The 18,370-nt window shown below is 59.8% G+C and carries 19 protein-coding genes; 11 read left to right on the top strand and 8 right to left on the bottom strand.

Annotated elements, in window-relative coordinates; translation table 11 throughout:
- Positions 1-125: 125 nt before the first annotated feature.
- Entirely contained in the window at positions 126-785 is a 660-nt protein-coding gene (locus AC1U7K_RS15540; protein WP_480252448.1) for a thiopurine S-methyltransferase, read from the top strand.
- Between the two features lie 41 nt (positions 786-826).
- On the opposite strand, the gene AC1U7K_RS15545 is transcribed toward AC1U7K_RS15540, so the two are convergent.
- A complete protein-coding gene (locus AC1U7K_RS15545) occupies positions 827-1,255 on the bottom strand; it encodes a DUF6010 family protein (RefSeq protein ID WP_480252449.1) in 429 nt (142 codons plus the stop codon).
- Between the two features lie 241 nt (positions 1,256-1,496).
- On the opposite strand from AC1U7K_RS15545, the gene AC1U7K_RS15550 reads away from it, so the two are divergent.
- On the top strand, positions 1,497-2,408 hold the full coding sequence (locus AC1U7K_RS15550) for a Vgb family protein (RefSeq protein WP_480252476.1): 912 nt from the start codon (positions 1,497-1,499) through the stop codon (positions 2,406-2,408).
- 1,017 nt (positions 2,409-3,425) lie between these two features.
- Positions 3,426-4,259, top strand: a complete 834-nt coding sequence (locus tag AC1U7K_RS15555) for a CE1 family esterase (protein ID WP_480252450.1) — start codon at positions 3,426-3,428, stop codon at positions 4,257-4,259.
- Between the two features lie 195 nt (positions 4,260-4,454).
- Here the strand turns inward: AC1U7K_RS15555 and AC1U7K_RS15560 are convergent, their stop codons facing one another.
- Positions 4,455-4,724 (bottom strand): hypothetical protein, encoded by a 270-nt coding sequence (locus AC1U7K_RS15560; protein WP_480252451.1) that lies wholly within the window; start codon positions 4,722-4,724, stop codon positions 4,455-4,457.
- A gap of 739 nt (positions 4,725-5,463) precedes the next feature.
- Here AC1U7K_RS15560 and AC1U7K_RS15565 point away from each other — a divergent pair.
- From AC1U7K_RS15565 to AC1U7K_RS15580, 4 genes are all read left to right on the top strand, one after another.
- The gene (locus AC1U7K_RS15565; RefSeq protein ID WP_480252453.1) at positions 5,464-6,237 is read left to right on the top strand and encodes a DNA-formamidopyrimidine glycosylase family protein; all 774 of its coding nucleotides are present in this window, start codon (positions 5,464-5,466) and stop codon (positions 6,235-6,237) included.
- A 1,033-nt stretch (positions 6,238-7,270) separates the two neighbouring features.
- Positions 7,271-7,648, top strand: coding sequence for a YciI family protein (locus AC1U7K_RS15570; RefSeq protein ID WP_480252454.1), 378 nt, complete (start codon positions 7,271-7,273; stop codon positions 7,646-7,648).
- Between the two features lie 166 nt (positions 7,649-7,814).
- Positions 7,815-8,588 carry a DUF899 domain-containing protein gene (locus AC1U7K_RS15575; RefSeq protein WP_480252456.1) on the top strand — a complete coding sequence of 258 codons (774 nt, stop codon included), beginning with the start codon at positions 7,815-7,817 and terminating at the stop codon, positions 8,586-8,588.
- Positions 8,589-8,627: 39 nt separating this feature from the next.
- Positions 8,628-9,074: an SRPBCC family protein gene (locus tag AC1U7K_RS15580; protein ID WP_480252457.1), complete on the top strand. Its 447-nt coding sequence runs from the start codon at positions 8,628-8,630 to the stop codon at positions 9,072-9,074.
- A 410-nt stretch (positions 9,075-9,484) separates the two neighbouring features.
- On the opposite strand, the gene AC1U7K_RS15585 is transcribed toward AC1U7K_RS15580, so the two are convergent.
- From AC1U7K_RS15585 to AC1U7K_RS15595, 3 genes are all read right to left on the bottom strand, one after another.
- Positions 9,485-9,820: a DUF2173 family protein gene (locus AC1U7K_RS15585; protein WP_480252459.1), complete on the bottom strand. Its 336-nt coding sequence runs from the start codon at positions 9,818-9,820 to the stop codon at positions 9,485-9,487.
- 348 nt (positions 9,821-10,168) lie between these two features.
- Positions 10,169-11,542: a GAF domain-containing protein gene (locus tag AC1U7K_RS15590; RefSeq protein ID WP_480252461.1), complete on the bottom strand. Its 1,374-nt coding sequence runs from the start codon at positions 11,540-11,542 to the stop codon at positions 10,169-10,171.
- Positions 11,535-12,002, bottom strand: a complete 468-nt coding sequence (locus AC1U7K_RS15595) for a hypothetical protein (protein ID WP_480252462.1) — start codon at positions 12,000-12,002, stop codon at positions 11,535-11,537. Before AC1U7K_RS15595 ends, AC1U7K_RS15590 begins: the two co-directional genes overlap by 8 nt.
- A gap of 142 nt (positions 12,003-12,144) precedes the next feature.
- Between AC1U7K_RS15595 and AC1U7K_RS15600 the strand changes: the two genes are divergently transcribed.
- The 4 genes from AC1U7K_RS15600 (at position 12,145) to AC1U7K_RS15615 (ending at position 15,814) form a co-directional block, all read left to right on the top strand.
- Positions 12,145-13,008, top strand: a complete 864-nt coding sequence (locus AC1U7K_RS15600) for a cupredoxin domain-containing protein (RefSeq protein ID WP_480252463.1) — start codon at positions 12,145-12,147, stop codon at positions 13,006-13,008.
- 301 nt (positions 13,009-13,309) lie between these two features.
- Entirely contained in the window at positions 13,310-14,470 is a 1,161-nt protein-coding gene (locus tag AC1U7K_RS15605) for a DUF2157 domain-containing protein (RefSeq protein WP_480252465.1), read from the top strand.
- Positions 14,467-15,195: a DUF2914 domain-containing protein gene (locus tag AC1U7K_RS15610; protein WP_480252466.1), complete on the top strand. Its 729-nt coding sequence runs from the start codon at positions 14,467-14,469 to the stop codon at positions 15,193-15,195. The genes AC1U7K_RS15605 and AC1U7K_RS15610 overlap by 4 nt, the downstream gene beginning before the upstream one ends.
- 154 nt (positions 15,196-15,349) lie before the next feature.
- On the top strand, positions 15,350-15,814 hold the full coding sequence (locus AC1U7K_RS15615) for a nucleoside deaminase (RefSeq protein ID WP_480252467.1): 465 nt from the start codon (positions 15,350-15,352) through the stop codon (positions 15,812-15,814).
- Positions 15,815-15,906: 92 nt separating this feature from the next.
- Here the strand turns inward: AC1U7K_RS15615 and AC1U7K_RS15620 are convergent, their stop codons facing one another.
- The 3 genes from AC1U7K_RS15620 to ada all read right to left on the bottom strand — a co-directional run bounded on the left by AC1U7K_RS15620 (position 15,907) and on the right by ada (position 18,239).
- A complete protein-coding gene (locus AC1U7K_RS15620; protein ID WP_480252468.1) occupies positions 15,907-16,314 on the bottom strand; it encodes a PEGA domain-containing protein in 408 nt (135 codons plus the stop codon).
- A 129-nt stretch (positions 16,315-16,443) separates the two neighbouring features.
- The gene (locus AC1U7K_RS15625) at positions 16,444-17,151 is read right to left on the bottom strand and encodes a 2OG-Fe(II) oxygenase (RefSeq protein ID WP_480252469.1); all 708 of its coding nucleotides are present in this window, start codon (positions 17,149-17,151) and stop codon (positions 16,444-16,446) included.
- The gene (gene ada, locus AC1U7K_RS15630) at positions 17,148-18,239 is read right to left on the bottom strand and encodes a bifunctional DNA-binding transcriptional regulator/O6-methylguanine-DNA methyltransferase Ada (protein ID WP_480252470.1); all 1,092 of its coding nucleotides are present in this window, start codon (positions 18,237-18,239) and stop codon (positions 17,148-17,150) included. Before ada ends, AC1U7K_RS15625 begins: the two co-directional genes overlap by 4 nt.
- Positions 18,240-18,370: the final 131 nt, after the last annotated feature.

An 18,370-nucleotide genomic window follows, 5' to 3' on the forward strand; every position in this document is an offset into this window, starting at 1 on the left:
AGCAGGCTCCACGTTTTTCATCTCTAACCATTTGGCTGTAGAACTCAGAGAAGGGAACAGGCTAGTGTATCTAGCCTTTGCGCCAATTGTATTCTCTCTAATAGCCCTTTTTCGAGGCGGCGGACATGGAAGCGGACTACTGGCACCAACGTTGGGCATCGAACCAGATCGGCTTTCATGAAAGTCAGGTCAATGCCTACCTGGCGCGTCACTATGCCGGTCTCCGTGTGGCGCGGGGCGAGATCGTGTTTGTGCCGCTGTGCGGCAAGAGCGTGGATCTGGCCTGGCTGGCCGACCAGGGTGCGCGTGTCGTGGGCGTCGAATGGAGTCCGATCGCGGTGGAGAGTTTTTTCGCCGAGCAGGGATTGACCCCCCGGTCCAAGAAAGAAGGCGCATTCACGGTCTGGGAGAGCGGACCGATCCGAGTGCTGTGTGGTGACTACTTCGCGCTCGCACCCGCCCACCTCGCCGGCGCTCACGCCGTGTACGACCGCGCGGCTCTCATCGCCCTGCCGCCCGAGCGGCGCGCCGACTACGTGGCGCACCTCGATCGGCTGTTGCCCGGTCCACGGCGCACGCTGCTGGTCACGCTGGAATATCCCCAGGAGCAGATGCAGGGACCGCCGTTCTCGGTGTCGGAGCGTGAGGTGCGCTCGCTGTTCGCCGATGCCCACATCGAGCGGCTCGACGCGCAGGACGTGCTCGCCGACAATCCCCGTTTCCGTGACAAGGGCCTCACTCGTCTGCTGGAATGCGCGTACCTCATCGAGCAGGCTTGGGCGTAGGAATGTTGGCGCGCCTTGCACGTGAGGGACAACGAGCAGTCTCACCACCACCAAATCAGCAGGAACACCCCAACGATCCAGTCGTACACGACACAGAAGGGGATGTACCAGTGCGGCGTGTCGGCGTACGGGCCGTGGCGGTGATGAAAGAGATCCCAGAAGCCATGGGCCACATATCCTCCGGCGATCAAGAGCGGATTGAGCTGCAGTCCTGCGAGTCCGACGACTCCGAATGCCAAGGCGCCGACCAGCTCGATGATGTTCGCGCTCGGCCGGCCGTCCCTTCCGGCGAACCCGACATACGCCCCGCCAATCAGAGCGAGCAGGAGCGCACCCCATTGCTGAGCCAGCGGTTCAGAGAGCACAATAAACACCGGGACCGTCGCCACGCCCAACAAGAGGCCGGCCCGGTATGGATGCGCGGCCGGGAAATTGGGTTCAGGCTCAACGGTGGCCGTTTCAACACTCATGGACGCACTCTCCTTTTCGTTTCCAAAGAAAAAAATCGACAGCGAACTACCGTTAGCTTAACAACCAGAGCAAGAAAAGGGTCGAGCCCTTTGGATAGCCATTCGCCGAAGGCCGAGGTGTTCTCCCAAGTCGTATGAAGAGGCACAGATGAATTGGGCAGGTCGACATGGTGTTGTGGTGACGGCTAGCGTGTGTGTGCTGGGGCTGGTCCATGACGAGGGGCTCCCCGACATATCGACCATGCGTGGCGAGTCGATGCAGGAGTACGCCGTCCCTGCCGGCTCGCACCCGCACGACGTCGCGCCGGCGCCGGATGGGAGCGTCTGGTATGTGGGCCAGGCGTCCGGTGAGTTGGGCCGGTTGGACCCGGCGAGCGGTCACGTCCATCGCATCAAGCTTGGGATCGGATCCCGGCCGCATGGCGTCATCGTCGGGCCAGACGGTGCGCCCTGGATCACGGATGGTGGCCTCAATGCCATCGTCCGGGTAGATCCCAAAACCGACACCGTCAAGGTCTTCCCTCTCCCCCCGGATCGGAAAGGGGCGAACCTCAACACGGCGACATTCGATCCGGCTGGACGGCTGTGGTTCACCGGGCAGAGCGGCGTGTACGGGCGCCTCAATCCACACGATGAGAAACTGGAGGTGCTCGATGCCCCGAAGGGGGGCGGTCCGTACGGCATCACGACGGCACCTGACGGGACGGTCTATTTCGTCTCGCTCGCAGGAAGCTATCTCGGGCGGATCGATGGGGAAACCGGCCAGGTCACCGTGATCGAACCACCGACTCCGAAGGCCGGCACTCGGCGAGTCTGGGCGGACTCGAAAGGCAATCTTTGGGTCAGCGAATGGAACGTCGGAAACGTCGCGCGATATTCTCCCACCGAAGGGACTTGGCGGGAATGGCATCTGCCCGGCAGCAAGCCAGGCGCGTATGCCGTCTACGTCGATGAGACCGACAAGGTCTGGCTGACGGACTTCGGGAGCAATGCGTTGGTACGGTTCGATCCAGCACTCGAGCGTTTCGAAAGCTTTCCCATCCCCACGCCGAACGCGCAAGTGCGACAATTACTCGGGCGGCCTCTCGAGGTCTGGGGCGCCGAATCCGGGGCGGATAAACTGGTCGTGATCAGAAGGGTTCAAAAACCGTAACGGCCTTTAGACACTACGGTCCCGTGCGCGAAGCAAGTAGTTCCTCCTGTCGCTCACGACCTGGCTCCGTTTCTGATCGTGAATCGCTGGCCGCAGTTAGTGCAGTTAGTGTCGTGTCCCAGAGGTTCCTAGGAAACTGGAAGGCGCCCCCCTCACCTTTATCCTCTCCCTGAATGGGGAGCGGATAAAGGTGAGGAGCGCTGTTAAAATTGTGAAACCTATTTCCGGGACATCACACTAGAACCTATCTCAAAATCGCGTGCGCCGTGAAAGAGCAGCCCGGAACGGGGGGAGCGGCTCCGCTTAGAAGACAGAGCGGCGTGGGACGCTCGGCGACGGCTTGGCGCCTGAACTCGGTGCGTCCGAGCTGCGCTGAACGCGCCTTCGGACAGCAGGCGCCACCGGGACGCCATCGCCTCGCTGAGCGGGTCGCCACGCCGCTCTGATGGCGCTCCGCCACTCCCCCCGTCCCGGCTGCAAGAAAGGTGATTTTGAGATAGGTTCTAGCATGGGCCGACGAGCGCCTCGAACAGTTTAGTAAAGCTTGAACGGTCTTGACGAAGATGGTCGGGGTCCTGCCGATTGCACATCCACTCACCCCCGCTATAGGCTTAGCCCTCCCGGGTTATCCATTGACGCAAGCTTGGCCTGGGCGCATCTAGAACCTCTCTCAAAATCACCTCTCTCGCAGCTGGAGAGAGCAGGGGCCTGAGCGGCATCAGAGCGGGGTGGCGAACCGCTCAGCGGAAGCGCGGCGAGGGAAACCGCTTCCTGTTTGACGTGCGTTCAGCGACGCTCGGACGCAGCGGAGTTGAAGCGGTGCGGCGCGCGAAGCCGTTCGAGCGGTCTACCCCGCTCTGTCTTTGAGCGGAGCCGCTGCTCTCGCTCCGGCTGCTCTCTTATAACAGAAATGATTTTGAGATAGGTTCTAGCATGATCTCAGAGCTCAGGGTAAATTGCCGATACGAGAATCAAAACCTTTGAGAACACGTTAGGAGTATCAGTCTGGAGAGAAGGATGAGGGCAAGATTCGCCGTCGTACGAAGTCTTGTGGTCGCCGTCGCTCTGTTCATCATTTCCGATGGCACTCCGTCTTCCGGCTACGATGGGTCTCGACTACCAACGGAGCGCAGCACCAGCGTCAGGATGTCGATCGCTCTCGAAGGCCGAGACCGGCGCTATCTTCTGCATCTACCTTCCGGGGCGGCACCAAAGACGGCTTGGCCTTTGATCCTTGTCTTCCACGGCGGCTCGCAGACTCCTGAGCAAATGGAGGAGATCAGTGGGTTCAGTGCGCTCAGCGATGCGGAGGGTTTTGTGGTCGCATACCCTGAGGGAATTGACCGTCACTGGAGCGATGGCCGAGGCACGACGCCGCCGGAGCGGATGGGCATCGACGATGTGGCATTCGTGCGCCGTGTTGTAGTGGCAATTCAGCACCAAACACCGATTGACCCTCATCGCATCTATGCTGCCGGTCCATCGAATGGCGGCATCTTTGCGCAACGTCTAGGGTGTGAGATGGCCGATACGTTTGCGGCGATCGGTTCCGTGATTGCCGCCATGGCGAGCAACGTGAAGCCCCACTGTCACCCGACGGCGGCCGTCTCCGTTGTCGGTATTCAGAGTGTCACCGACCCGTTGATTCCATTCGACGGCGGCGAAGAAGGCGGGACACGGCATGCGGGACGGGGAGGTCGGGTAGAGGGCGGCCGAGCCACGCAAGAGTTATGGGCACACCTCAACCACTGTACGGGAGGGCGACAGTGGCCGCCTTGCCGACCAAGGTGTCCGATGGGACGTCCGTATCGGTACGGACCTACGGTGGATGCGACAGGGGGGTGGAGGTAAAGTGGTATGAAATCGATGGCGGCGGTCATCGCTGGCCTCCCCGTCGGCTCAGCACCTTCGCCGAACGATTGGCACAGCGTGCGTTCGGTATCTCCTCACAGAACATTGATGCGACGACGGTGCTCTGGGAATTCTTTAAGACTCACACCAAGGAGTAATTGTGTGGCGTTACAGGCCGTGTACATAAGGGGTCGGCTATTTCTTCTCTTTCGACTGACGCTCGGATTTTTGTTTCTCTGAGTTTCCGCCGGTGATCTTCTTGACGGTGTCTTCGATGGCGGGGCCGATCTTCGGGATCTCTTTTTCAATATTGTGTGCCGCACTCTTCAGTCCGCGTCCGATGTCCTCCATCGTCATGCCTTTGGTGTCCTCCTTTTTTTGGGTGTCGGCAGAGTTCGACGCCGCGGTGGCCATCTGGGTCAGTCCTACCATAAGGATTCCTGCGATGATCGCGATCGTACGCATAGTCGTCTCCATTGCTTTTAGAGCGTAGCCTGCGGAGCTTTTAGAAGTATCGCTCTTTTTGAGCTGACAAAGAAGCACCAGATTCACCCCAGCGTGACGAAGAACGGACGGGCCGCTGCAGGTCCTTCTGAACTATGATGGTGTGAACGATGTAACATAGCGTATGCCTCGATCGAATGGTTCCCATCAATCGTCGCACACGATACACCGGTTGCTATGCTCCGCGATCAACACAAAGCGGCTCATCGAGTTTGACTATAAGAACCGCCGGCGCAGCGCGGAGCCGCACGATTATGGACTGATCCAAGGTGTGAAAACATTGCTGACGTATCAGATCGAGGGGGAGAGCCGGAGCGGTGGACTTCCGGATTGGCGGTGGGCGGAGGTGGACGACATCAGCCGTGTGCGAGTGTTACAGAAGAAATTTCCGGGGGCGCGAGCGGTGCCTTCCGGGAAGCATGTTGTTTGGGATTGCCGTTTTGCCAGTGTCTCGGTTCCAGGAAAAGACCCATGTTAAGCGGTGCATTGATTGCTCGGGCCGAAGGGAGGCCTCGGCGACGAGGGGAACGGAACAGACAGCGGTTACTTGCCTCATGGGGAATATTTGGCTCGAACCAAAGCGGCGATCAGAAGGCAGCGAGGGGCAAACCCGGTGGCGTTCCAAAAGCCTGTTGAGCTGGAGTTGGCTTGCCTCCATCGTAATTAAAGGCATGATCTAAATTGATTTGAAGAGGAACCTATGCCCGAACTGCCAGACTTGGCGGTGTTTTCAGAAAATCTCATGGCCCGTCTCGAAGGAAAGACGGTTCGCTCCGTCGAGTGCGGGAGAGCCGTACGACTGAACACGAGTCCCGAACAGTTGCGGAATGCACTCTCCAACGCTTCAATTGTGTCGGTCCGACGGGCCGGAAAAGAAATGGCATTTGCATTTTCCAATCAGGCGACGCTACTCGTGCATTTGATGTTAAATGGTGAATTTGCCATTACGTCCGATCCAGAGGCAGTGAGATTTCGGATGTTGACACTCGGGCTTGGGAATGAATCTCTCGTGGTCAGCGATCCTAAAGGGGGAGTCACCCTGAAGCTCAACCCTTCCCGGAGCCAGGTTCCTGATGCGCTCGAAGTCGAAGGCACGTACCTGCGAAGGAAAATATCGGAACGACCACGGACGGGGGTAAAAGCGTTTTTACTCGACCAATCAATTCTGCGCGGCATCGGGAACGCCTATGTCGACGAAATCCTGTGGCACGCGAGGATTGCTCCAAAATCCATTGTCGGCAGGATCCCAGGTCCCGTCCTCGATGACTTAGTGACGTCAATAAAGGGTGTGTTAACCGACGCCATCGCAAATATCAAAAAAGAGAAGCCGGACACCATTAACGAAGAAGTCCGAGGGTTTTTGTGTGTCCATAACCCTAAGCGCACAACAAGCCCAACAGGCTATCGGATCAAGACGGAGAAAATGGCCTCGAGGATCACGTACTTCACCGACGAACAGGTCCTCTATGTCTAACCGACTGGTACAGGTACTAAAGACGAATTGCCTCGCATGGTAGATGGCTGAAATGGTCCCCGACTTGCTTCATACGCGACTCTGTTCCGCTATTCAGAATAGGCTGCTCGTAGAATTCGAGTACCACGGTTTACCACGCTTGCTGAGCCGCACGACTATGGTGTCGTTGAGGAGAATAAGGTTCCAAAGCTTCTCGCGTATCAGATCGAGGGCAAATGTCGAAGCGGCACTCTTCCCGATTGGCGATTCTTTGAAGTTCCTGATATTCGGCAGATACGAGTACTGAGGAAAAAGTTTGCTGGCACTCGTCCCGTGCCATCGGGGAAGCACAAGAAATGGCATCGCATTTTTGCTAGCGTCTCGTTGCCTGGTGAAGGCTGTTGAACAAGCCCACTATAGACATGGGCTTTTGCGGCGTCGATAGTGTTTTGCTCAAGTACCAATTTCCCGCCTAACCTGAACTCGCCGGCCGCTATGACGCCAGGGACGTGAGTCGTCCAACATTACGATGTCAGTCACCCATCGATGGAGCGCTAGAACCTATCTCAAAATCACGTGCGCCGTGAAAGAGCAGCCGGAACGGGGGGAGCGGCTCTGCTTAGAAGACAGAGCGGCGTGGACCGCTCGGACGTCGGCGACGGCTTGGCGCCTGAACTCGGTGCGTCCGAGCTGCGCTGAACGCACCTTCGGACAGCAGGTGCCACCGAGACGCCATCGTCTCGCTGAGCGGGTCGCCACGCCGCTCTGATGGCGCTCCGCCACTTCCCCCGTCCCGGCTGCAAGAAAGGTGATTTTGAGATAGGTTCTAGTTTGCTCAGAAGTCGGCATGCACTATGCCACTCAGACGAAGCGGGGCATTCACATCCTTGGATGTGTACACACCGCATGCGGTGGGCGTGTGAATGCGCCAACCTTGCTAAATCTCTCCTAACTCATTGATTCAATTCCTGAGAGATTCGATGTCGATTTTGCTCGTCAGGCGCGACTATCTCACAAGAACAGCGGTTCACCATCAATGGGGAGAGTCGAAGCTATGAAGTATCTGCTGCTGTGTTGCCACGAAGAGACGACGCTAGACGCTATGCCCAAAAGCGAGTGCGTCGCGGTGATGGACGAAACGATGGCCTACTGCGAGGCGCTGAAGAAGAGCGGCCACCTCCTTGGGGTGGAGCAACTCGAACCAGTTCAGACCGCCGTGACGGTGCAAGTTCGAAACGGCAAAATGCTGATGACCGACGGTCCCTTCGCCGAAACGAAGGAGCAGATCGGGGGCTATTTTCTGATCGAGGCCCGAGACCTCAACGAGGCCATCCAGATCGCCTCGAAGTTTCCATCCGCGCGGTTCGGCACTTTGGAAGTGCGGCCGGTCAGGGACTTTCCAGGTGCTAGCCGCCCCGCGGAAGCATTGTAAGGGGGCCGTATGTGTCCGGCATGTCTTACAACTCTGGCACTGATCGCGGGCAGTGCGATGTCGACAGGCGCTGTGGCTGGCCTCGTCGTCAAGGCACTTCATGCCCAAGTAGGCGGCAAGGACAGTATCTAGAGTCAAAGAACATCCGAGGGAAGGAGAGGAAGCGATGACGAAGCATAGAACCGGAACCCGTGATGAATGGCTGGCCGCGCGGCTCGAGTTGCTCAAGGATGAGAAGGATCTAACACGGCGCGGCGACGAACTGGCGCAGCGGCGGCAGGAGCTGCCGTGGGTTCGGATTGACAAGGACTATCGATTTGAGACCGACGACGGGAGCGCCTCGCTGAAAGACCTGTTCCGAGGGCGCTCGCAGCTCCTCGTCTATCACTTCATGTTCGGGCCGGACTACAAGGCGGGCTGCCCGTCGTGCTCCTCGATCGCGGACGGTTTTAACGGGTTCGTCGTCCACCTGGCGAACCATGACGTAATGCTCTGGGCCGTGTCGCGAGCGCCGCTTGCGAAGCTGCAGGCGTACAAGCGGCGGATGGGATGGACCTTTCCCTGGGCGTCCTCACATGGCAGCGACTTCAATTTCGACTTCAACGCCTCGTTCACCGAAGAGCAACAGCGTGCGGGGGCCGTCGAATACAACTTCCGCCGCGACGATCCGGTGATGAACGCCGGAATGGGCGGGACGCCGATCACTGGGACTACTGCGTTCGCGGCGATGACCGGAACCGACGTGCCTACGTACACGCGCGAGAGGGAAGGCATGAGCGCGTTCGCCCTCGAGGATGGCGTCGTCTACCACACCTATTCCACCTATGCGCGCGGAGTCGACGCCCTTTGGGGCATGTATCAGTGGCTTGACCGCGCACCCAAGGGACGGAACGAGACCGGCCCGTGGTTTCGCCGGCACGACGAGTACGACGCGCGCTGAGCCAGTGGTGAGTCTAGGCTACGGAAAGGAGAATGAATCATGGGAACGAATACGATTCGACTGCATCGCGTGTTTCGGGCCTCGCCGGAACGAATTTACCGGGCGTTCCTTGATGCGGATGCCATGGCGAAATGGCTCCCGCCGAATGGATTTACCGGCAAGGTCCATCATCTGGACGCCGAGGTCGGCGGCACGTTCAAGATGTCGTTTACCAATTTCACCACCGGCAAGAGCCACTCCTTTGGCGGACAGTATCTCGAGTTGGTGCCGCGTGAGCTGATTCGCTACACGGACAAGTTCGATGATCCCAACCTGCCGGGAGAAATGCGTGTGGCGGTCGCGTTGAAGAAGGTATCGTGTGGAACGGATGTCACGATCGTGCAAGAGGGCGTGCCCGACGTGATCCCTGCCGAGGCCTGCTATCTCGGTTGGCAAGAATCGCTGATCCTCCTCGGGAAACTGGTCGAAGCGGAGATCCCGGATTGATCCATTCAATGGAAGTGGAACGCTACCGTCATCGTACGTTGCGCCGGTAGGCGCACATTTTGAGCGCCTTGACTAGGCGCCTAAGATAGGCTCATAGCATGGAGGCTGTTTGCAGAACCTGAGGCGGGACTAGGGATGGCGAAGCTCAATGTGTCCATCGACATACATCGCCTGAGAGACGAGCTGTTTAGGTTTGTGCCTCCTCGCCGGAGAAGCCAAGTGGTCAACGAGGCGTTACGAAACGAGCTGCTACGGCGCAAGCGTCGTCACACCGCCGAGGTCGTGCGCACTTTATGGAAGCGAAGTGCCACGCTAAGCGGGAAAGAGATTGTCGAGGCGGTGCGACGCGATCGGGCAAGAGCTGAAAGATGATTCTGGTCACAGACCGGCGATGCTCTTCCCTCAGAGGCTCACCGCGGGCCGACGAGCGCTTCGAAGAGTTTATTGAAGTCGGCCTGAGCGGTCTTGACGAAGACGCCGCGGGTTCCGCCGATCGCGACAGTCCACTCGCCGCCGCTATAGGCCCAGCCCTTCTGAGGCGTCCACTGCATCTTGCTCATCTGAGTGTAGGCTCCGGCCAGGGTATTGAACAGCATCGTGACCGAAGCGCAAAATTGGGCCGTCATCGTCGCGAGCTCCCGAGACATCTCCATCTTCGCCTTGTAGTCGACCAATTTGCCGTCTACGCTGAACTCACCGGCCACCATCACGCCAGGGAGCTTGAGTAATTCATCCAATGTCGCCATTTCAGACCTCCTCACCAGGAATACATTGTCTTGTAACGCTTCGATTGACTCGGCAGAGATCGCACGATCAGTATCGCCCTCCCCTCGAAGCAAACTCAATAATGAGAAGAACGGATCCTCATCAGAAGGACATCATGAAATCGGCCCTAGATTCACGCGAGCAAGAAATCATGGTGCGACGCTTCAGGGTACCATTTCAGACCTTGGGGCTGAGAGCGTCGACAGAGAATTAGGACTTCCGAGAAGACCTGAAGGATCGAAAGGCGGTCCTGGTTGGGCATCCTCGGTGGCCTTAGATGTCGTGTCGGATAGCGAGGCGCGTGCGGCCTTTGAAGGTCGCGGGCGTCGTTAGCCCTGCTTCTCCAACAACTCGATTGCCGCATCGACTTCGAGCGTGAAGCGACCGCGGCCGCGGGGGCTGAGACGGACATCGGGGCATTTCTGTTCGAGTCGTCGGCGGAGGAGGATGAGCCGTGTTTCGAGATTGTCTTTCACTTCCGGTAGGCCGAGCCACTCGTCCATGCGCAGTTCGCGATTGCTGAATTCCACCCGCCCTTCGTCTCGGTACTGCTTCAGCAAGCGCCACAAGATGCGGGCCGGGACATTGCGAATTAAATAGTCGCCGTCCACGAAGATGCAATCATCCTTGTGATAAAAGCTGAATCGGCGCGTGCGCGAGCATCGGCCGACGGTCTGAGGCGATGCCGCTTGTCCCAACGGTGTCGTTGCGGCGTCGTCTGTTTCCCGGCTGAGGTGCTCGATCGCAGTCGCGAGGTGTGTCGCAATAATAGTCAACAGTGTGTCCTCGCGGATGAGAAACGCGAGGGGGTCGGTGCTTTCCACGGCCAGCACGCCGATCAACCGCTTCCGAGTGACGAGCGGCACGGCGATCTGGCTGCCAGCATTGGGCAGGCCGGGCAGCGGAATCTCGCGCGCAATCGCTTCGCTGCCGGCCCGGCGGCGGACGGCGCGTGCGTACCGCAGGCTATGATCAATCGCGGAGAGCCGCAATGACCGCCGCGCGCGAGCCACCATGCCGATAAGGCCTTCTCCGATTCCTACTTCCGACCCCACGCCGTTCTCCGCGTAGCCGTGGCTCGCGATCGTCAGCAGCTTCGCGTTGCACTCATCGGCGAGCAGGATCATCGAATGCCGGAAGCCGAACAGCTCGTCGAGCAGTTGGAGCGATCCCTCAAGAACCTCATCCAGCAACTCGGCCTTGTTCAGCCGTTCCGCGATCAACCGAAGCGACACCAAATCCGGTTCGATGAACAGCCGAGAGGGTCGTTCCGAGGGTGGGGCGAGCGGATGCCGTGAGAAGCCCTCGAGGTGCTCGACGTGCAACACTTCGTACACGTCGGCCGCGCGGAGCCGGAACACCTCGCTCATGCCGGAGTAGGACGCCACGGCCTGCAGTTGCAGCGACATGGATTCAAATAACGGGCCGGTCGATTCGGAATGGTTGTAGCGAAGCCGAAACCGATAACCGTGGAGCGTCCGCGGGTCGAGTACGATCGCGCACGCATACGGATTCTCACGGACGTTCCGGTGGGTTTTGTTAAAGAACTGGAACGAGATCGCGACGTGTTTGGCATCCACGTAATAGACTTGACTGACGAAAGTGATGTTCGGCGTGCCGTCGCGCGCACACGTGCTCAGTGCGGCGGGGATGATGCCCTGAAAGCACGGCCACAGGTCTTCGAGTGTCAACTGTTCAGCCATGGCGATTGACCCGTTTGCCGGCGTCTGGTCCCGGCGTCTGGTCGAAGACATCGGTTACGTCAATCTCAACCGCGGATGTCGGCTCCGCAATCCAGGCTTCGCTCAATTCCGGCGGCACGCCGATCGCTCGCAGCTCTCCCATAAAATCGCGATGCCATCGGCGGCTCGCCTCGCGCTCCGTCTGGGTCAGTGGCCGGATGACGCGCAGGCGTCCCTTGATTTGACAGGTGATATGGTCCGTCGGCCGCGTGCAGCTCACGGCGATCATGCCGTTGTGGCGCAGGTTCTCGATTGTCTTGCCGGCAATGGTCTTTGAGAGAAAGATCGTCGCGGTCGCCCGATCGGCGCCCACATGAATCCCCCACGCGCGGGTGCATTCCGGCATGAGGGCGGCATTGCGTGTGCCGACGATGACGGAGACGCCGGTCTGCAGGAGGTCGAACACGTGATCGGGGATCATATGAGGCCTGCGCAAGGGCCGGCTTAGGAAAGAATTAGGCGGACCTTAGCATAGTTTTAGGAACAGTGTCTCGACCTCCTGTGCTAGCGTGGCGCTCATACGTCATCCTGACGTGGTGATTTGCGAACAACAGGAGGTTCATATGCGACGCGCAGTGTTGGCTTCCATGAAAGCGGTGTTGATACTGACTGTTCTGGCCGCGCCGGCGTGGTCGGGTACGCGTCCGAGTGCAAGCGGTGCGGCAGAGGCGCGATCCGCCGATGCCGGGGCCGTCTTCGTGGCCAGCGATTATGGCTTCCGTGGTCCGGACCGCATTCCGGCAGGGCTGACGACGGTGCGGATCGTCAATGAGGGGCACGACCTTCATCACGTGCAGGTCCTCAAGCTGCTGCAAGGGAAGTCCGCCGCCGATTTTCACGCCGCGGTGGCCGCAGATCCCAGCCGGCTGCCGAGTTGGGTGAGATATGTCGGTGGCCCCAATGCCGTGGTCCCCGGGCACGAGGCGGTCGCGACGATGCATCTGACGGAAGGGGAGCACGTCGTGATCTGTCTGATCCCGGACAACAAGGGCGTGCTTCACGTGGCGCTTGGAATGGAGAAGGCGGTCACCGTCCAAGGCGGCAAACCGACGAAGGTGTCCGAGCCCAAGGCGACGCTCGCGATTACGCAATCCGATTTTCATTTTTCTGTCGCGCAGCCGATCAAGGCGGGGCTGCACACTGTCGCGGTGACGAACCAGGGCACGCAGACCCATGAGGTCGTGCTGGTCCGGCTCGGCCCGGGTAGCTCGGTGACGGATTTCCTCGCCTCCATTGAGCCGGGCGCGGCTGGCCCGCCGAAGGGCATGCCGCTCGGCGGCATCGTCGGCATCGAGCCGGGCGATCGGGGATTCTTCACCGCCGACCTCGAACCGGGCCGGTATGGCTTGGTGTGTTTCTTTCCGAACCCCTCGACCGGCAAACCGCATTTCCTCCACGGGATGACGACGGAGTTTACGGTGAATTGATGCGGGGGCCGCGGCGAGCGCCGGGCGCTCGCCGCGGTTTCTTGTCCGTCTCACTCTCGCATTTCTGTTTCTCTGATTCCCACCGCTGATCTTCTTGACGGCGCTCCCGATCCCGGGGGCCGACCTTCCGGATATCCTTCTCGATATTGTGGCCGCCCTCTTCACCCCGCGTCCCAGGCCTCCACCAAGCCCTTGCTGTCCTTCCGCTTCTCCCATCTACGGTCCCTGATTGTGTCCTTTACCATCCTTGCAGACCTCTCTGTCACGGCTATACTTAGGTGGCCGTTAGAGGGGGAGACCAGTGAAGAAGGCGCCATGGGAACAGTACCTGGGACGCTGGCAGGCGGCCGGGTTGCTTGACGCGGAGACGGCAACGCGCCTTCGGTCGTACGAGGCGGAGCATCAGCGCGAGCAGCACTTTGGCTGGCCGGTGTGCCTGGCATTGGCGTTGGGCGGCTTGCTGTTGAGCGGGGGGCTTCTCCTTTTTGTGGCTGCACACTGGGACATGATGTCGCCCGCCCAGCGCTTTCTCCTCATCGTCAGCGTGCTGATCATGGTTCATGGGGTAGGCGCCGCGGTAGCGGATCATTTTGCGCCGCTGGCCACGACGCTTCACGCCGTTGGCACGAGTGGGCTCGGCGCGGCGATCTATCTTACGGCTCAGATCTTTCATCTTGAGGCACACTGGCCCACGGGGTTGTTGCTGTGGAGCGTCGGCGCCTGGGCAGGATGGCTGCTGTATCGCGATTGGCCGCACGCTGCGCTGACCAGCGTGTTAACCCCCGTGTGGCTCATGGGCGAGTGGATGGAGGCCACCCGAGGGTGGAGTGGCGCGCAGCAGATTCTGGTCGAAGGGACGTGGCTCCTGGCGGTCACGTATCTGACCGCCATGACGGCGGAGCACAGCACGGTGGTAAGGAAAACCTTGATGTGGATCGGCGGCCTGGTCGTCCTGCCGCTGACCGTTCTCGTGATCGCATTTTCCAAGGAAGGCGCAGGACTATCCACAATGCGGCTCCCGCAGGTATACGCCGTTATCGGCTGGGCCCTGGCGTTGGGCTTGCCGCTTGCGGTCGCGTGGTGGCTTCGCGGTGTACAGGCCTGGATGAATGGAATTGCCGCCATGTGGGTGGTACTCCTTGGCATGCTGGCGGGGCATGGGAGGCACAGCGAAGGATTTCTATCTTATGTGCTCTATGACCTCGGGCCGTATTGGGTGTGCGCGCTTGGCGCCGTTGGCTTGATTGTGTGGGGCTTGCACGATTACCGAAAGGAACGGATCAACGTTGGAGTGGCCGGCTTCGCGCTCACGGTCCTGGCTTTTTATTTCTCGAATGTCATGGACAAGCTTGGACGCTCCGCCAGCCTGATCGGCCTTGGGATCCTCTTTTTGGTGGGTGGATGGCTGCTGGAACGCGGCCGCCGGCGTCTCGTGACCTTCGTGGAGAGGGAACCGACATGACGGCGTGGCAGAAAGGAGTCGTACTGGCGGTCGTGCAGGTGACGATTGTCGCGTCGCTGGCCGGGAAACTTTGGTATGACCGTGCGACGTGTCCGCGAGTGTGGGCGCTTACAGCGCCATACGATCCCAGCCTGCCGATTCGCGGCCGATACGTGAGTCTGCAGGTCGTCGTCGAGCTTCGAGATGTGCCGAGTCCAGAACTGCACGCGCCGCTTCAGGATCGGCCCGCGGTGACGCTGGCCCGTGAGGATGACCGCCTTGTCGCGCGGCCCAATCCGGACGCTCATGGTTACGACCCTTCGGCTCTCCATGTCGTCCAATCCGGCACGCGGCGCGGGATCGGGCTGTCCGTGTTGGACCAGCCGGTCGCATTTTTTATCCCTGAACACATCCCTGACCCATCGGTTCTTTCACGCGATGAAGAACTCTGGGTCGAGGTCACCATTCCAAAAAAAGGGCCGCCCCGTCCGATCCGCACGGGGCCCTGTGATGAATTGGTCCAGGCCGATGGCGAAGTGACGGTGTTTCTCGACTGGTACAAGGAGGAAGACGGCCGCCTGAAGAAGCAACTCAGCACACCGTTGACGGTGAAAAGCACCCGCTGGCGGACGTGGGGACGCAAACGTGTCACGGCCGGCACGTGGGTCGCCGTCGTGCGTACGGAGGATTCTTCCTGGGTCTGCCTGCGCGAGGCCTGTCATTTCAGCATCGCGGTCGAACCTTAGGCCGCGTCCCGCTCTCTTACCAGTGGAGATGAGCGTCGGTGTGCGGGAAGCGAGAGGTTCAGGTCCTAGCCTTCATGGGCGCCCAAGAAGGAGGATCTGAATACGACGGGAAAGCGAAGTTGCCCCCGCATTCGAAACATCAGAAGAGGTGACTATGAATTTTAGCGAGCGGCTCATTGACTTGGCGAGAACGAATGTGGAGGCCGGCGGACGCCCGTTCTCCTGCTTGATTGTGAAAGATGATGAGGTGCTGGCAGAAGGTGTAAACCGAGTGGCCCAAACTCATGATCCAACGGCGCACGCCGAGATCTGTGCGATCCGGGACGCAACCGCCAAATTACAGACGGAACATCTCCTCGGCTGTACGTTTTATATCCTGGCCCATCCCTGCCCGATGTGTCTGGCGGCCATGTACTACTGCAGTCCGGACCGCGTGATTTTCCTGGTCACGCGCGACGAATACGCCGCCTTCTACCAGGACGACCGGAAGTACATCACGTTTTCGACCTTCTATGATGAGTTTGCAAAGCCATGGGAGAAGCGTCGTTTGCCCATGGTCCATCAGTCGCATCCAGACGGCGTGACGGTGTATCGGCGCTGGAAGGAACTGAACGCCTAAGTAAGGAGGCAACAAACCGTCACGGTGTGAAAGTAAAAAGCCCGTCGGCGAATGCCGACGGGCTTCTCGAGGTCCGACCGGAGAGATCGTGACTACTTCCGCTCCATGCCGTTTCCCCCGGCCATCGGGAGCATGCGGACGTTGTAGCTGGTGTTCGCGATGTAATACCAGTCGCCGGTGATCGCATCGACGAGTAGCGGGATCGGTCCCAGTAAGAGACCGGGGAACAGGTCCTGAACCAGGGCGCTGGTGCGGAATCCGCGCTGGACCGAGACGGTCTGCGGTTGGTATCCGTCTTTCTGGATCTGGAACGACTGCGGGATGCCGTACCCCGTCGGCAGCGTCACACTCATCGGCGTGCTACCGGAGAGGTTGCCGATGCGCACGTCGGCCCCTTGGGGATCGCTGGTAATCGACACTTGTTGGTCGATCGTCGCCATGGTCGCGCAGGCGCCGAGGGACAATGGAAAGAAGAGAAGCAGCCAAGCCAATCGGCTCATGATTCGAATCCTCCTTGGCAGTGAAATGGACACGTAGGAAGTATAGCGAGGGGTCGGCTACGGTCAAGAACACCGGGCAGGGAAAGCGTCGACTCGTCAGAATCTATCGGGCACGGTCTGTTCCATCAGTTACTTCGCGTCGTGGAAGATGATGCCGAGCGTGTAGCGGGAGCCGGAGCGCAGGGTGCTGACGCCGTGACGCACGTTGACGCGATAATAGCCGCGCGTGCCTTTGGTCGGCCGCTCACGGGTCGTGAAGATAATCATGTCGCCTTGGTCCGGTGTCAACGCTTCGCCGCGTGACTGCGCGCGCGGGCGTTGCTCGACCAGGAGAAACTCCCCGCCCGTAAAATCGCGATCGCGACGGCTGAGAAAGATGGTGAGCTGCAGGGGGAACGTGACGTCGCCGTAGAGGTCTTGGTGCAGGCAGTTGTAGCCGCCGGCGGTGTACCGAAGCAGAAGAGGCGTGGCCTTCGTTTGTCCGTGCCGGCGACAAACCTTGAGCAGTCCCTCATGGGTGGCGGGAAAGGCAGTCCGTTCACCGAGCACCTCCGCCCAGTTGTTCGCAATTGTGGCAAGGTGTGGATAGGCGTGTTCACGAAGCGTGTGAATCAACTCGGGCAAGGGATAGCGGAAGTACTTGTATTCGCCTTCGCCGAAACGAAAGCGTCGCATGTCGATGCGGCTGCGGAAATAGCGATCCTGATCGTAGAGGGAGCGAAGCCTCTCGCACTCGTCGGCCTTCAGGAACTGGTCGATCTGGGCATAACCGCGTTCCCACAAGGATGCCTCGATCGCCTTCCAGTCGAGTCGGGCCACGCGGGTGTCGATCGTCATGACCGCCGTTTCTTTATCTGCTCTTGCTCCAACGCCAAGAGCTGCTTCTTCCGATCGAGGCCCCACCGATATCCGCCAAGGCCGCCATCGCCTCGAACCAGGCGGTGGCACGGGATTACGAACGCAATTGGATTCGTCGCACACGCGCGTGCAACGGCCCGAGCCGCGGCCGGTTTGCCGATCGAGGCAGCCAACTCACGATAGGAGCGAGTGCTGCCGGGCGGGATGTCCTGAAGCGCCTGCCAGACGCGCCGCTGAAACGCCGTGCCGGCGAGATCGAGCGGGAGTCGTACGGCCGTCCGGTTCCCCGCGAGTGTGTCGAGAATTGCTTCAACATAGGCCTTCAAACCATTGGCATCTAGCAGGAGCGTTGCGTTCGGGTAATCCCGTTTCAGCCCGCGAATCAATGTGTCGGCAGTAGGCCCGAAACGAATCGCGACAAGGCCACGCTGAGTGGCGGCGAGTAACAGCGGACCGATGGGCGTCGAGGTCGTCGTGTACGTGATCGTCGCGCCCCGCCCGCGGGCCTTCAGCATGGACGGCGTCATGCCGAGTTCACGGTTGACTCGTTCGTACAGCCGGCTGCTCGACCCAAATCCTGCCTCATAGATCGCCGTCGACACACGCTGACCTTCCATGAGAGACCGGGTGAAACGTTCCATCCGTTGCACATCGCGATACTGCTTGGGCGAGCAGCCGACCCGGCGGCGAAAGGCACGATGGAGGTGAAACGGACTCAGACCCACTTCCGAGGCGAGGCGCTGCAGGGTGATCGGTTCGTCAGAATGCTCATCGAGATACCGCCGCGCACGGTCGATCCGCTGGTCCGTCACCATCAGCTCATCCGATTGGGGGCGGCATCGCCGGCATGGACGAAAGCCGGCCATCTCGGCGGCCTGGGGCGAATCGAAGAACTGGATTCGGCTGCGATCGGGCCGCCGAGACGGGCAGGAGGGTCGGCAATAGATCATCGTCGACGTCACGGCATAGACGAACAGCCCATCGTAATGGCGGTTACGATCAATCACCGCCTGCCAAGGTTGGTGTCCCTCCAATGACTGCACGGAGCCGGTCCCTCTGTGCGTCATCCTACCGGACTGCTGGTCGTCGTGCCATCCGGTTCTTGCCTTCGAACTCTCGCACATTCATTCGACGCCGGTGAGAGCCTAGTGTCCTGTCTCTGAAGTACGTGGAATAAGTTGTGCATTGGTGGTGTCCT

The organism is Nitrospira sp. Vd2 (assembly GCF_979581665.1).